Source organism: Cupriavidus sp. YAF13 (assembly GCF_052113425.1).
GTDB lineage: Bacteria > Pseudomonadota > Gammaproteobacteria > Burkholderiales > Burkholderiaceae > Cupriavidus.
In genome coordinates this window covers 16,046-28,527 of sequence record NZ_JBFRDD010000099.1, presented here as the reverse complement: position 1 = coordinate 28,527, position 12,482 = coordinate 16,046, and the positions used below count along the sequence as shown (strand labels likewise).

Here is a 12,482-nt window from a genome sequence, read left to right as displayed (position 1 = left end):
CAGGGCAGTTTTGCCCCACCCCGCAAGACTTCTTCGACGTCTCGCGCTCCATGGGAGGGCGGGGCGCGTTCATACCATCTCTTCTTTGCGTCGGCAAAGAAGACTAACGAGAAGAAAGCCGACCCTGCCGGGCGCAGAGCAATAAGGCTTTCGAGTATCGATGATTTCGTCGTACGGCCCGGAGTTCCGGCGGGCTTCTGCCGGTACCGGCTGGACTGGCCACGAACCTGCCAGCTTCCGGGATGCGTGGTGAGCCCCCCGGTAGCGGACATCACTTGCTTCAAGCCGTCTGTCGCTCGCGCAGCGGCCGGCCACGAAGTTGCAGGCGCACCGGTTCCGTCGTGGGCGCGGTGGCACCGCCTTGATTGGCCCGAGACCTTCACCACCGCGCCCGCCCCACCACGAAACCATTGACGGGCGATGTGTCGTGATGGCGCGCGCCGGTAACGGCAGATTGGCGAATGGGCAAGGATTCTGCTACCGGGGGCCGCACCACGCATCCCGGAAATTGGCAGCGTCGGGGCCCTTCAACCCGGTACCGGCAGATGCCAGCAGAACTGCGGCCGTACGACGAAACCAGCACCCTTAGCACCCGCGATTGCTCTGCGCCCGGCAGGGTCGGCTTTCTTCTCGTTAGTCTTCTTTGCCGACGCAAAGAAGAGTGACCGGCAGCCCCCGCAGGGGGATGTCGTATGGCACTTGGGTCCAAAAACCAACACCGCCAACGAATGCCCCCCTTCCCCCCCTCCCCCTCCCCCCTATCCCCACGGCATCGTAATCGACTTCAGATTAGTAAAACTCTTGATCGCCTCCTGCACCCCTTCCTTGTAGCCAAGCCCCGAATCCTTGATGCCGCCAAATGGCGTCAGCTCGATGCGGTAGCCGGGCACCTCCCACAGGTTGACGGTGCCCACCTGCAATTCATCGGCAAAGCGCGCAAAGTCATCCATGCGGTTGGTGCACACACCGGAGGACAAGCCAAAGGCCGTGCCGTTGGAGATGCGGATGGCGTCGTCGATATCGCGGAAGGTGATGATGGGCGAGACCGGGCCGAAGGTTTCCTCCCGCACCACCGTCATGGCGGGATCCACGCGGTCGATCACGGTAGGCGAGTAGCGCGCGCCGTCGCGGTGGTTGCCAAGCACCAGGCGGGCGCCCTGCGCAACGGCCTCCTTCACGCGGGACTCGAACAGCGCGGCGGCTTGGGCGTCGATCACGGTGCCCATGTCCACGGTGCGGTCCATGGGGTCGCCGTACTTCCATGCCCGGGTCTTTTCCACCACCAGCTCGGTAAACCGGTCCGCCACGGCCTGGTGCACCAGCATGCGCTTGACGGCTGTGCACCGTTGCCCGGAGTTCTTGTACGAGCCCTGCACCGCCAGGTCGGTGGCGCGTTCCAGGTCGGCATCGTCCATCACGATCAGTGGATCGTTGCCGCCCAACTCCAGCACCACGCGCTTGTAGCCGGCTTTGTTGGCGATGTACTTGCCGATGCCGACGCCACCCGTGAAGGTGACCAGATCCACCGAGGGGTGGGTGATCAGTTCGTCGGCGATCTCGCGTGGGTCGCCCGTGACCACCTGCAGCATCTGCGGCGGCAAGCCGGCTTCATAGAGGATATCGGCCAGGTAGTAGGCGGACAGCGGCACCTTCTCCGAAGGCTTGAGCACCATGCGGTTGTTGGTGGCGATGGACGGCGCCACCTTGTGCGCGACCTGGTTCATCGGATGGTTGAACGGCGTGATGGCGCAAATCACGCCGAGGAACGGCGAGCGCTGGGTCATCACGCGGCGCTTCTTGCCGTGCGGGGTCAGGTCGCACGAGAACAGCTGGCCGTCGTCGCGCAGGGTTTCGTTGGCGGCAAAGCCGAGCACGTCGGCCACGCGGCCGATCTCGTACAGCGAATCCTTCTTGCACAGCCCGGACTCCAGCGTGATCAGGTCGGACGCCTCCTCCACGCGCTCGCGCAGCAGCGCTGCGGCGCGGTTGAGGATGGCGGCGCGCTCGAAGCGGGTCAGCGTGGAGCGGTAGGCGCGCGCCACGGCGAATGCTTGGCGCACGTCTTCCACGCTGGCCATCGGCACGGTCCCGACCAGCGCGCCGTCGTACGGGTTGCACACGTCGATCACGCGCTCGCGCATGACCTTCTTGCCATCGATGCGCAGCGCTTCGGCGCGGAAGTGCGGGCTGACCTGGCCGGTGGAAAACGTTGGGGCGTTCATGTCGGTTCTCGCGTCAAGAGTTCGGGACGGATGCGAATCGGAGGCGAATGCGGATACGGATACGGATGCGGGCGGCGCTCAGTGCAAGTGATTGAGCGCGACGTCGAAGATGTCGAAGTTGCGCAACTGTGCCTTGCCGGGAATACCCGCCGTGGCGCGGTTGAATACCAGCGGCACGGTCTGCTCCGACACGCCACCGTGGGAGCGCAGCGGTGCGTCCAGCCCGGACAGGTCATGGCGGCTCTGGCTGGTGCCCAGCACCACGTGCTTGCCGCTGACGATCACCAGATCGCCCACGCGGTCCGGCGGCAGCTCGAAGCGCGCGCAGGCTTCGGCGTTGTCGAGCACGCTTTCGATGCCCGGCAGGGCCGCCAGCTTGCCCTTGAGCGCGGCACGGTCGACATCTTCCGGCAGGTAGACGGTGGCGTAGGAGCCTAGCGCGCCGTGGTGCACCACATAGGGATCGGTGATCGGCAGGATCACGCGCGCGCCGCCGGCTTCCACGCCACGGCCGAGCCAGCTATCGAACTGATCCTGCAGGTAGATCACGTTGGGCGCCTTGGTAGCGTCGTCGTGCTTGGCGTTCATGCCGTGGTCGGCGGTGAGCGCCACCACGCAGCCGAGCGCGTCGAGCTGCGCCAGGTACTTGTCCATCATGGCGTAGAACGCGTTGGCGCCATCCGAGCCGGGGGCGAACTTGTGCTGGATGTAGTCGGTGGTGGACAGGTACATCAGGTCCGGCCGGCGGGTTTCCATCAGCCGCACGCCGGCGGCGAAGACAAACTCGGACAGCTCGGCGCTGTACACACTCGGCACCGGCATGCCGACAAGGTCCAGCACGTTGTCGATGCCGTTGTCCTCCAGCGTGGCCTGATCGGCCTTCTCCGACGAGAAGCAGATGCCGCGCATGCCGTGGCCGAGCAGGCGGCGCAGCTTGTCCTTGGCGGTCACCACCGCCACGCTGGCGCCGGCATCGGCAAAGGCGGCCAGGATGGTGCCGGCGCGCAGGTACTTGGGGTCGTTCATCATCACTTCTTCGCCGCGGCCACCGTTGGCGCTGCGGTCGAAGAAGTAGTTGCCGCAGATGCCGTGCACCGCCGGCGGCACGCCGCACACGATGGACAGGTTGTTCGGGTTGGTGAAGGTGGGCACCACGCACGCCCCGCGAAAGCTCGCGCCCTCGGCCAGCAGGCGCTTCAGGTACGGCGCGCGGCCGCTGGCGGCGGCGGCTTCCAGGTAATCGAATTCACATCCGTCCACGCAGACCACCACCACGGGCTGTTTCATCCATTGGTAGGTGCGCTGATTGACAGTGATGCTCGGGGCGGCGACGCTGGAAAGATTCGGGTTCGACATGTCGGGGTTCCTGTGCGGGAAAGCAAAGGCTTCAGGGCTGATCGATTGCGGCGCCGCCATCCACTGGCGCCACGGCGGCATGCATGCGGGCGCGGCCGCGTTCCACGTGCTCGCGCATCAGCCTGCCCGCCAGCTCGACATCGCGCGCGGCAATGGCCGACACGATCTCGCGGTGCTCGCGGGTAGAGGTGGGGATGGCCTTGCTGTCGGCGGAAAGCGCCTCGCGCCGGAACAAGGTGAGTTCCTTGACCAGGCGCCGGTAGGTGTCCACCAGCTTGCGGTTGCCGGCGAGTTCCACCATGCGGTCATGCAGGGTGAGATTCAGACGGGTGTATTCGTCGAGGTCGCGCGCGGCGCTGGCCGCGCCCATGGCCTCGATCAGCGCGCGCAGCTCGCGCACGCCCTGGGCCGTGATGTTGGCAGCGAGCAGCCGGCCTACGTACTCATCCAGCACCGCGCGCAGCGCATAGATCTCGTCGGCTTCTTCCAGGGAGATGGCGCGCACGAACACGCCGCGGTTTTTCTCGGTGCGCAGCAGGCCGGCCTGCTCCAGCGCCCGGAAGGCTTCGCGCAGCGGGCCGCGCGACACATTGAACTCGCCCGCGAGTTCGATTTCATTAAGCCTGGCGCCTGGCAGCAGGCCGCCGGACACGATACGCATTTCAAGCTCGCGCTGCACCAGGGTGGTCAGCGACTGGCTCTGCAGGATCGCGATATCGCTCGACTGAGCGGCTGGCCGTGACATGAAGACTCCTGATTCGGGTACATCGAAAATCCTGGTTGTCATTAAAGCAAGCAGTTTGTATATTGTCAACAAACCAAGCAACGGTGATGGACACGAAACACCGCGAACATCTCCGAAAAAACCTGGCATACGTCTTGTAAGTGTTGCAAAACAACGGTTTAACGGTGATATGAGGCGGTGCGGTGGTGGTGCAACATGCCCCATAGCACCGCAACAAATTCACCAAATTGACACACAATACCACCTAGAATGCCACAAGGAGCCCCACCAAGCTGGCATCCGTGGAAATCGTCAACCTGGACGAAAGCGGCGACATCGGCCCGGCCGCCGCCATGGCCACCCTGGTGGCGCTGACCTGCGCCTTTGCCTGCCTGCATGACTACCTGCTGCAGCGCGTACTGAACGCCTAGACCCAGGCGCGGCGGCAATCCGGGCGCATCGACCAATCGGCATCCGGCCGGATGCCAATCACTCCCCTGATCCCAATCCAGGAGCACTCCATGATCCGCGGCAACGATCCCATCCTGCTGACCCCCGGCCCCCTCACCACCTCGCTCGCCACCAAGCAAGCCATGCTGCGCGACTGGGGATCGTGGGACACCAGCTTCAACGCCATCACGCGCAGCCTGTGCGACGACCTGATCGCCATCGTGCGCGGGCAGGATACGCACGTCTGCGTGCCCATGCAGGGCAGCGGCACCTTCTCGGTGGAAGCCGCCATCGCCAACGTGGTACCGCGCGACGGCAAGGTGCTGGTGCCGCAGAACGGCGCCTATTGCCAGCGCATCCTCAAGATCTGCAAGGTGCTGGAACGAGCCAGCGTGGAGCTGCCGATCCCCGAAGACCAGCCCGCCACCGCCGCGCTGATCGAAGCCGCACTACTGCGCGATCCGTCGATCACCCACGTGGCGCAGGTGCACTGCGAAACCGGCGCCGGCGTGCTCAACCCCCTGCCCGAGATCGCCGCACTGTGCGCGCGGCTTGGCAAAGGCCTGATCGTCGATGCCATGAGCTCCTTCGGCGCGCTGGAGATCGACGCGCGCACCATGCCGTTCGACGCGCTGGTGGCCGCCACCGGCAAGTGCATCGAAGGCGTGCCAGGCATGGGCTTCGTGCTGGTGAAGAAGAGCGTGCTGGAAGCCAGCCAGGGCAACAGCCATTCGCTGGCGCTGGACCTGTACGACCAGTACACCTACATGCAGAAGACCACCCAGTGGCGCTTCACCCCGCCCACGCACGTGGTCGCCGCCTTCCGCGCCGCGCTCGACCAGTTCCTGGAAGAAGGCGGACAGCCGGTGCGCGGCGCGCGCTATCGCACCAACTACCAGACGCTGGTGCGCGGCATGGCCGAACTGGGTTTCCGCCCCTTCCTCGCGCCCGAGGTGCAGGCACCCATCATCGTCACCTTCCACGCGCCGGACGACGCCCGCTACGACTTCAAGACCTTCTACGCCAAGGTGCGCGAGCGTGGCTACATCCTCTATCCCGGCAAGCTGACGCAGGTGGAAACCTTCCGCGTGGGCTGCATTGGCGCGATCGATGCCAATGAGATGCGCAATGTGGTGGGCGCCATTGGCGAGACGCTTGCGGAAATGGGCATCGAGATGAAAGCGCCGCTGGCTAAGGCGGCTTGAGGTATTTGCGGACCCATCGCCCCGGCGAACGCACGCCCTCTCCCACAAGTGGATGAGGGGAGCCAGCCATCGGCAAGATCAACCAACTGTGGTAGCCGTGTTTCCCGCCCCAAGGCGGGAATCACCCCAGCGCGATGCGAAGCGAGCCGTCAAGGTTTACCTAGGCCGTATGGGGCGCCTCGGGATTCGGCGAAAAGCGCGGAAAAGAGGGACCCATGTCTGAGTATCGCCTTAAGGCGATGCGAGTTTGGGTCCCGGCCGCTCTTTTCGTCGAAGCCCGAGGGGGTGTCGCCCCATCCGGCGCGCCTTCTTTGCCTACTTTCTTGGCAAGACAAGAAAGTAGGTCGCCGCCCCGCAGGGGTGGTGAAACTGCAGTTGCAGTTGCAGTTGCAGTTGCAGTTGCAGTTGCAGTTGCAGTTGCAGTTGCAGTTGCAGTTGCAGTTGCAGTTGTCATTGAATTTAAGCAGTCGCAGTTGCTCTCAATCCCCCCCCAATGCCGGCGCTGCCGAAGGCCACCGGGGCAAAACCGGATCACGCCTTGATACGCCGCTAGTGACGAATGCCGTTCCGGAAGTACAATCGAATCGTCTCGTTTTCCGGAACGGAGTCCGAATTGAAATCGGCAACACTAGCGGCATCCAAAAAAGCGCCTTCCGAGGCCCCCAAGAACAAGCCCACAAAACCCGCGCGCGCGAAGGCGTCCCTGCGCCTGGAAGAACCGGCCGCCGCAGCGCCGGTCCCGAGCATGGCTGCCGACGCGGCAGCGGCGGACCGCGATACCCCCACGCTGCGCGCCTTCGCCCTGCTCGAATTCCTGGTTGCTGCCGACCGCCCCTTGTCGCTGGCGGAAATCATGCAGGGTTTCGAAGCGCCCAAGGCTTCGCTGCACCGCATGCTTGGCGCGCTGGAGGCCGGCGGGCTGGTGATCCGCGAGCCGGGCGCGCGCAATGCCTATGCCGTGGGACCGCGTCTGTCGCGCCTTGGCGTGGCCATCGTCACGCATTCAGGTACGCGGCAGTTGCGCCATGCCATCCTGGCGCGGCTGGTGGCGGACATCGGCGAGACGGTCAACCTGACCATGCTGCACGAAACCTCGGTGCTGTACCTGGACCGCATGGAAGCGCCGTGGCCGCTGCGGCTGGACCTGAAACCGGGCTCGCGCGTGCCGCTGCACTGCTCGGCCAGCGGCAAGCTGCTGCTATCGCTGCTGCCGCGCGAGCAGCGCGCCGCGCTGGTGCGGCAGCTGCCGCTGGAGCGCTTTACGCCCAACACGGTCACCAATGTGGAACTGCTCGAAGCCGAGCTGGACCGCAGCGCGCACAAGCAGCTTGGCGTGGACAACGAAGAGTTCGTGGCGGGGATCTCCTGCGTGGCCGTGCCGGTGCGCGACGAGCGCGGGCAGGTGGTGGCGGCGCTGGCCGTGCATGCGCCTACGGCGCGCTCGCCATTGTCGCGCTCGCYGGAGTTCGTGCCGCGCCTGCAGGAAACGGCGAGGGAGCTGGCCGCTACGTTCTGAGCGCCCGTTTGGCATCCGGCCTATACGCGTCGCCGCTATTCAGGCTGGATGCCCGCCGTCTTGATGATCGTGCCCCAGCGAGCGAGCTCGGCAAGCTGGAATTTAGCCAGCTCCTCCGGCGACGACACCTTAACCTCCATGCCGTTCTCCGCCACGAAATGGCGGATGGATTCAGTCGCCATGGCATTGCGCATCAGCGCGTTGAGCCGGTTGATGATCGGCGCCGGCGTGCCTGCCGGGGCGTACAGCCCGTTCCAGTAACCGGACTCATAGCCCTTCACGCCTTGCTCCGCGATGGTCGGCACGTTGGGCAGCAGCGGCGAGCGCTGCGGGCTGCTGACGCCGAGCGCGCGCAGCTTGCCGGCCTTGACCTGCGGCAGGCTGGTGGTCAGGTCGACGATCATCACGTCGGTCTGTCCGGCCACAAGGTCGATCACGGCGGCCGGATTGGCCTTGTAGGGCACGTACGTCAGTTTCGTCCCGGTCATGTGCTGGAATTGCTCGGTGGCAACCCGCGCCGAGGATGAGCCGGAGCCAAAGGTCAGCTTGCCCGGCTCCTTCTTGGCCAGTGCGATGAACTCGGGCACGTTCGTGGCCTTCACGTTGGGGTTCACCACCATCACCATGTAGCCCTGGACCACCTGGCCGATCGGCGCAAAGTCCTTGATGGGGTTGTAGGGCAGGTTCTTCACCAGGTGCGGATTGGCCGCCTGCGTGGTGTTGGTGGTCATGAACAGGGTGTAGCCATCGGGCGCCGAGCGCGCGACGAGTTGCGCCGCGATGCCGCCGAATGCGCCGGGGCGGCTGTCGACGATGACCGGCTGGCCCGTCTCCTTGGTGATCTGGGCACCCATTGCGCGGGCCAGGCCATCCGTGGTGCTGCCGGGGCTGGAGCCGATGACGATGGTGACCGGCTTGGTCGGATAGGACTGCGCGCCAGCCATGCCGGACGCCAGCACGGTCACGGCCATTGCCGCCAGATATTGGATCTGCATCTTGTCTCCTCTCATTCCGATTCTTAACTTCCGGGCGAAATAACGGGGCTGTCAGCGCTCAGGTCGTGAGGCTGAACGCCGGCCGTTGCCCGGCCAGCGCCTGGGCAATGCTTGCCAGGACCATCTCCCCCATGGCGGCCCGCGTCTGGTGCGTGGCGCTGGCGCGGTGCGCCTGCAGCGTGACGTTGTCCAGCGCGAACAGGGCTTGCGGCACGTTCGGCTCATCGACGAAGACATCCAGCCCGGCGCCGGCGATGCGCCCGGATGTCAGCGCCGCGACCAGGTCGTCTTCCTTGACCAGCCGGCCGCGCGCGATGTTGATCAGGTAGCCATCCTTGCCCAGCGCGTCGAGCACCTCGGCATTGACGATGCCCTCCGCCTTGTCCGCGGCGGCGGCAAGAATCAGCGCATCGCTCTGGCGGGCCAGTGCCACGAGGCCGGGCACGAAGGTGTGGGGGACGTCATCCATCGCCTTGAGGTCGGTGTAGGCAACGGGGCAGCCGAACGCCGTCATGCGCGCCGCGATGGCCCGGCCCACGCGGCCCATGCCGACGATGCCCACGCGCATGCCGCTGACGCGGCGGGCCAGCGGGATAGCACTTGGCTGCGGATGTCGGACCCAGTCGCCGGCGCGGATAAACCGGTCGCCCGGGCACATGCCACGACACGTGGCGATCAACAGGCCCACGGCGAGGTCCGCGACGTCCTCGGTCAGCGCCCCGAACGTCCCGGTCACCGGCAGGCCGCGCGCGCGGGCATATTCGAGGTCGACCGCATCGGTGCCGACGCCGTTGACCGCCACCACCTGAAGCGCGGGCAGTTGCACCATCATCGCCCTGGTAATGCCGGTGTGGCCGCCGGTGATGACCGCGCGGATCGTGGGCCCGTGCTCGCGCAGATAGGCATCCTTGTCGGTTTGCTCGAACAAGCGGTGCACGGTGTAGAGCGAATCCAGCTTGTCGTTGATGGCAGGGATGAGGATCGGGTTCAGCTGCAGGATGTTGGCTTTCATATGGTGAGTCCTATCTGGAAGGTGCGGATTCGCGTGATCTGTTTCGTCGCCAAACTCATACGTCATCCTATGACTTAGGCGACATCGAAACAAGCAGGAAATCCGATACACAGGGTTAACACTTTGCCAAATCTACGCAAAACCAGATAAAAACGAAAATCCCTCGCACTGACTCTCGGATCTCCTTATAATTTGTTGTACGACAACGCAACACAAAGAGCAGCCTGAGGCGCATATTCGAATCAGGAAGCCGCTCCGGCCATGATGTCCAAGCCGATAGATCATGATCACTGACTCACCCATCGACCTGATTGCCGATGTCCGCAATGCGGTCGGCGAAAGCCCGTTTTGGGATACGCAGACCCAATGCCTGTACTGGTCGGACATCCCCGCCCGGACACTGTTCGAATGGCGCGCCGCCAACGCGGCAATCCGTACCTGGCAGTTGCCCGAAATGGCGGGATGCATTGCCCCCGCAAGCGCCGGTGGCTTTGTCGCTGGCATGCAGAGCGGCCTGTTCCACTTGCAACCACAGCCCGATGGCGGCATGGCCACCCGCAGGCTCGCCAGCGTCGCTCACCCCGCCCCATCCATGCGGTTCAACGACGGCCGGTGTGATCGGCAAGGCCGGTTCTGGGCGGGCACCATGCACCTCGACATGCATCCGGCGCAATCGATTGGCTCGGTGTATCGCTTCGACGGGCGTGGCCTGCAGCGGCAGATCGAGGGACTGATCGTTCCCAACGGAATGGCGTGGTCGCCCGACGGACGCACGATGTACCTCTCGGACTCGCATCCTGATGCGCAGGTGATCTGGGCGTTCGACTACGATGTCGCGGACGGCGTGGCCAGCCGGCGGCGCCTGTGGATCGACATGCGCCAATATCCGGGGCGCCCGGACGGCGCTGCGGTAGACGCCGATGGCTGCTACTGGATCTGCGGGAATGACGCCGGCGTTGTGCACCGCTTTACGCCAGAGGGGCGCCTGGACCGCAGCATCGCGCTTCCCGTGAAAAAGCCGGCGATGTGCGCCTTTGGCGGCGCCGACATGAAGACGTTGTTCGTCACGTCGATTCGCCCGGCCGATGCGTCGGTGCAAACCGAGCAGCCGCTGGCCGGCGGGGTATTCGCTTTTCGCCCCGGTGTCGCCGGTATTGCCGAGCGCGCGTTCCAGATGGCCCAGATGGCCGCGTGACCGGCCGATCGGGCCGCGGGCACAGCTAAAGCGGCAGGGGCCGGGCGGCGCATGCCGCCGCCCGGCCAGTCACGGGCTTTACATCCTCCCCTTCCAGGGCACCAGCCACTTCTCCATCTTGCGCATCAGCAGGTCAAAGGTATAAGCAATCAGGCCAATCAGCCCGATGCCCATGATCACCACATCCGTGCGCAGGAAGTTCGACGCGTTAAGCACCATCTGCCCCAGGCCCGAGGTGGCGGCCACCATCTCCGCCGCAACCAGCGTGGTCCAGCCGAAGCCGATGGCAATCCGCATGCCGGTCAGGATGTCCGGCAGCGCGGCGGGGATCACCACATGGCGGATCACCTGCCAGCGGTTGGCGCCCATCGAATACGCCGCGTTGATCTGCTCGATGGTGACCGAGCGCACGCCGGCTTGCGCGGACATCGCCAGCGGCGCGAAGCAAGCCAGGAAGATCAGCAGGATCTTGGACGTTTCATCGATGCCGAACCAGATCACGATCAACGGCAGGTAGGCCAGCGGCGGCAGCGGGCGATAGAACTCGATCGGCGGATCGAACACGCCGCGCGCAATGCGCGACACCCCCATCATCACGCCGATCGGCACCGCCGTGACGGTGGCCAGCGCAAAGGCGCCAAACACGCGCACCATGCTGGCGCGAAAGTGCTCGGTCAGGGGCAGGCCGCCTTGCACATTACCGTTCCAGGCATCGATAAACGCGTTGATGATGGCTTCCGGCGTGGGCAGGAACAGCGGCGGCAGCCAGCGCAGGTGGCTGGCGATCCACCATAGCGCCAGCAGCGACACGACGGTGATGGTGGAGATGCGCGAACTGGAGCCTTCGCCCGGCAAGCGGTAGCCGCAGACGGCCTTCATGCGGCGCGCGGGCGGCTTGGCGGCCACGGCGGCCGCGCCCGGCGCGGGCTCGAGTCTTTGAGCAGAAGCAGACATGTCGGACTCCTCAGGGCGTGGCATGGATCAGGTTGACGATTTCTTCGCGGTACCGGATGAACTCCGGATCGGCCTTGACCTCGCGGGCGTTGCCGCAGGCAATGAAGCGCCGGGCGAAGGGCAGCTCATAGGTATGCGCGATGCGGCCCGGCGAGGGCGTCATCACGATCAGCCGCGTTGCCAGGAACAGTGCTTCCTCCACGCTGTGGGTGATGAAGAACACGATCTTCTGCTCCGCCGCCCACAGCTTGAGGATCAGCGCCTGGATCGTCTCGCGCGTGAGCGCGTCGAGCGCGCCGAGCGGCTCATCCATCAGCATCACCGCCGGATCGTTGGCAAGCGTGCGGGCAATGCCCACGCGCTGCTGCATGCCGCCAGAGAGCTGGTAGACCGGCTTGGCCGCCACCTTCTCCAGGCCAACCAGCGCCAGCTTTTCCTGGGCGATGCGCAGGCGCTCGGCGCGCGGCACGCCGCGCAGGCGCAGGCCCAGCGCCACGTTGTCCAGCACATTGAGCCAGGGCATCAATGCATGCTTTTGGAACACGACGCCGCGCTCGGCACCCGGGCCGTGCACGGATTTGCCATCGAGGCGGATCTCGCCTTCCGAGGGTTGCATGAAACCGGCGATGCACGACAGCAAGGTCGTCTTGCCGCAGCCGGATGCACCGAGCGCGACCACGAAATCGCCGCGCTCCATGGTGAGATTGACCTGCGACAGGGCCAGCGTGTCGGCGCCACCGCGGCCGCCGTAGTTCACGCTCAGGTTGTCGATTTCGAGTTTGGCCATAGCTGCAAACTTCCTGAAAAGAGGATTCAAGGCCGCGCGGCCAGCGTCGCCCGCCGCGCGGCACCG

The 12,482-nt window shown here is 65.3% G+C and carries 11 protein-coding genes; 4 read left to right on the top strand and 7 right to left on the bottom strand.

Features of this window, described 5'->3' with window-relative positions:
• Positions 1-758: 758 nt before the first annotated feature.
• The 3 genes from phnY to AB4061_RS39420 all read right to left on the bottom strand — a co-directional run bounded on the left by phnY (position 759) and on the right by AB4061_RS39420 (position 4,323).
• Positions 759-2,222 carry a phosphonoacetaldehyde dehydrogenase gene (gene phnY / locus AB4061_RS39430; RefSeq protein WP_441641485.1) on the bottom strand — a complete coding sequence of 488 codons (1,464 nt, stop codon included), beginning with the start codon at positions 2,220-2,222 and terminating at the stop codon, positions 759-761.
• A 78-nt stretch (positions 2,223-2,300) separates the two neighbouring features.
• Entirely contained in the window at positions 2,301-3,578 is a 1,278-nt protein-coding gene (gene phnA, locus AB4061_RS39425) for a phosphonoacetate hydrolase (RefSeq protein WP_441641484.1), read from the bottom strand.
• 31 nt (positions 3,579-3,609) lie between these two features.
• Positions 3,610-4,323, bottom strand: coding sequence for a phosphonate utilization associated transcriptional regulator (locus AB4061_RS39420; protein WP_441641483.1), 714 nt, complete (start codon positions 4,321-4,323; stop codon positions 3,610-3,612).
• Positions 4,324-4,604: 281 nt separating this feature from the next.
• On the opposite strand from AB4061_RS39420, the gene AB4061_RS39415 reads away from it, so the two are divergent.
• The 3 genes from AB4061_RS39415 (at position 4,605) to AB4061_RS39405 (ending at position 7,473) form a co-directional block, all read left to right on the top strand.
• Complete coding sequence (locus tag AB4061_RS39415) at positions 4,605-4,733, top strand: hypothetical protein (RefSeq protein ID WP_441641482.1); 129 nt, start codon at positions 4,605-4,607, stop codon at positions 4,731-4,733.
• A 90-nt stretch (positions 4,734-4,823) separates the two neighbouring features.
• Positions 4,824-5,957 carry a 2-aminoethylphosphonate--pyruvate transaminase gene (locus AB4061_RS39410; RefSeq protein ID WP_441641481.1) on the top strand — a complete coding sequence of 378 codons (1,134 nt, stop codon included), beginning with the start codon at positions 4,824-4,826 and terminating at the stop codon, positions 5,955-5,957.
• Positions 5,958-6,702: 745 nt separating this feature from the next.
• Positions 6,703-7,473, top strand: a complete 771-nt coding sequence (locus tag AB4061_RS39405; protein WP_441641480.1) for an IclR family transcriptional regulator — start codon at positions 6,703-6,705, stop codon at positions 7,471-7,473.
• Between the two features lie 35 nt (positions 7,474-7,508).
• Here AB4061_RS39405 and AB4061_RS39400 read toward each other — a convergent pair whose 3' ends face one another.
• A complete protein-coding gene (locus AB4061_RS39400) occupies positions 7,509-8,468 on the bottom strand; it encodes a Bug family tripartite tricarboxylate transporter substrate binding protein (protein WP_441641479.1) in 960 nt (319 codons plus the stop codon).
• Positions 8,469-8,526: 58 nt separating this feature from the next.
• Positions 8,527-9,480, bottom strand: a complete 954-nt coding sequence (locus AB4061_RS39395; RefSeq protein WP_441641478.1) for a 2-hydroxyacid dehydrogenase — start codon at positions 9,478-9,480, stop codon at positions 8,527-8,529.
• A gap of 283 nt (positions 9,481-9,763) precedes the next feature.
• On the opposite strand from AB4061_RS39395, the gene AB4061_RS39390 reads away from it, so the two are divergent.
• Positions 9,764-10,675, top strand: coding sequence for an SMP-30/gluconolactonase/LRE family protein (locus AB4061_RS39390; protein WP_441641477.1), 912 nt, complete (start codon positions 9,764-9,766; stop codon positions 10,673-10,675).
• 78 nt (positions 10,676-10,753) lie between these two features.
• Here AB4061_RS39390 and AB4061_RS39385 read toward each other — a convergent pair whose 3' ends face one another.
• Positions 10,754-11,629, bottom strand: a complete 876-nt coding sequence (locus AB4061_RS39385; protein WP_441641476.1) for an ABC transporter permease subunit — start codon at positions 11,627-11,629, stop codon at positions 10,754-10,756.
• Positions 11,630-11,639: 10 nt separating this feature from the next.
• Positions 11,640-12,416, bottom strand: coding sequence for a taurine ABC transporter ATP-binding protein (locus tag AB4061_RS39380; protein WP_150986972.1), 777 nt, complete (start codon positions 12,414-12,416; stop codon positions 11,640-11,642).
• Positions 12,417-12,482: the final 66 nt, after the last annotated feature.

Excerpts from the sequence above, each read along its gene's own strand:
- AB4061_RS39380 (WP_150986972.1), bottom strand. The coding sequence starts at position 12,416 with ATGGCCAAACTCGAAATCGACAACCTGAGCGTGAACTACGGCGGCCGC.
- phnA (WP_441641484.1), bottom strand. The coding sequence starts at position 3,578 with ATGTCGAACCCGAATCTTTCCAGCGTCGCCGCCCCGAGCATCACTGTC.
- phnY (WP_441641485.1), bottom strand. The coding sequence starts at position 2,222 with ATGAACGCCCCAACGTTTTCCACCGGCCAGGTCAGCCCGCACTTCCGC.
- AB4061_RS39390 (WP_441641477.1), top strand. The coding sequence starts at position 9,764 with ATGATCACTGACTCACCCATCGACCTGATTGCCGATGTCCGCAATGCG.
- AB4061_RS39395 (WP_441641478.1), bottom strand. The coding sequence starts at position 9,480 with ATGAAAGCCAACATCCTGCAGCTGAACCCGATCCTCATCCCTGCCATC.
- AB4061_RS39385 (WP_441641476.1), bottom strand. The coding sequence starts at position 11,629 with ATGTCTGCTTCTGCTCAAAGACTCGAGCCCGCGCCGGGCGCGGCCGCC.
- AB4061_RS39410 (WP_441641481.1), top strand. The coding sequence starts at position 4,824 with ATGATCCGCGGCAACGATCCCATCCTGCTGACCCCCGGCCCCCTCACC.
- AB4061_RS39420 (WP_441641483.1), bottom strand. The coding sequence starts at position 4,323 with ATGTCACGGCCAGCCGCTCAGTCGAGCGATATCGCGATCCTGCAGAGC.
- AB4061_RS39400 (WP_441641479.1), bottom strand. The coding sequence starts at position 8,468 with ATGCAGATCCAATATCTGGCGGCAATGGCCGTGACCGTGCTGGCGTCC.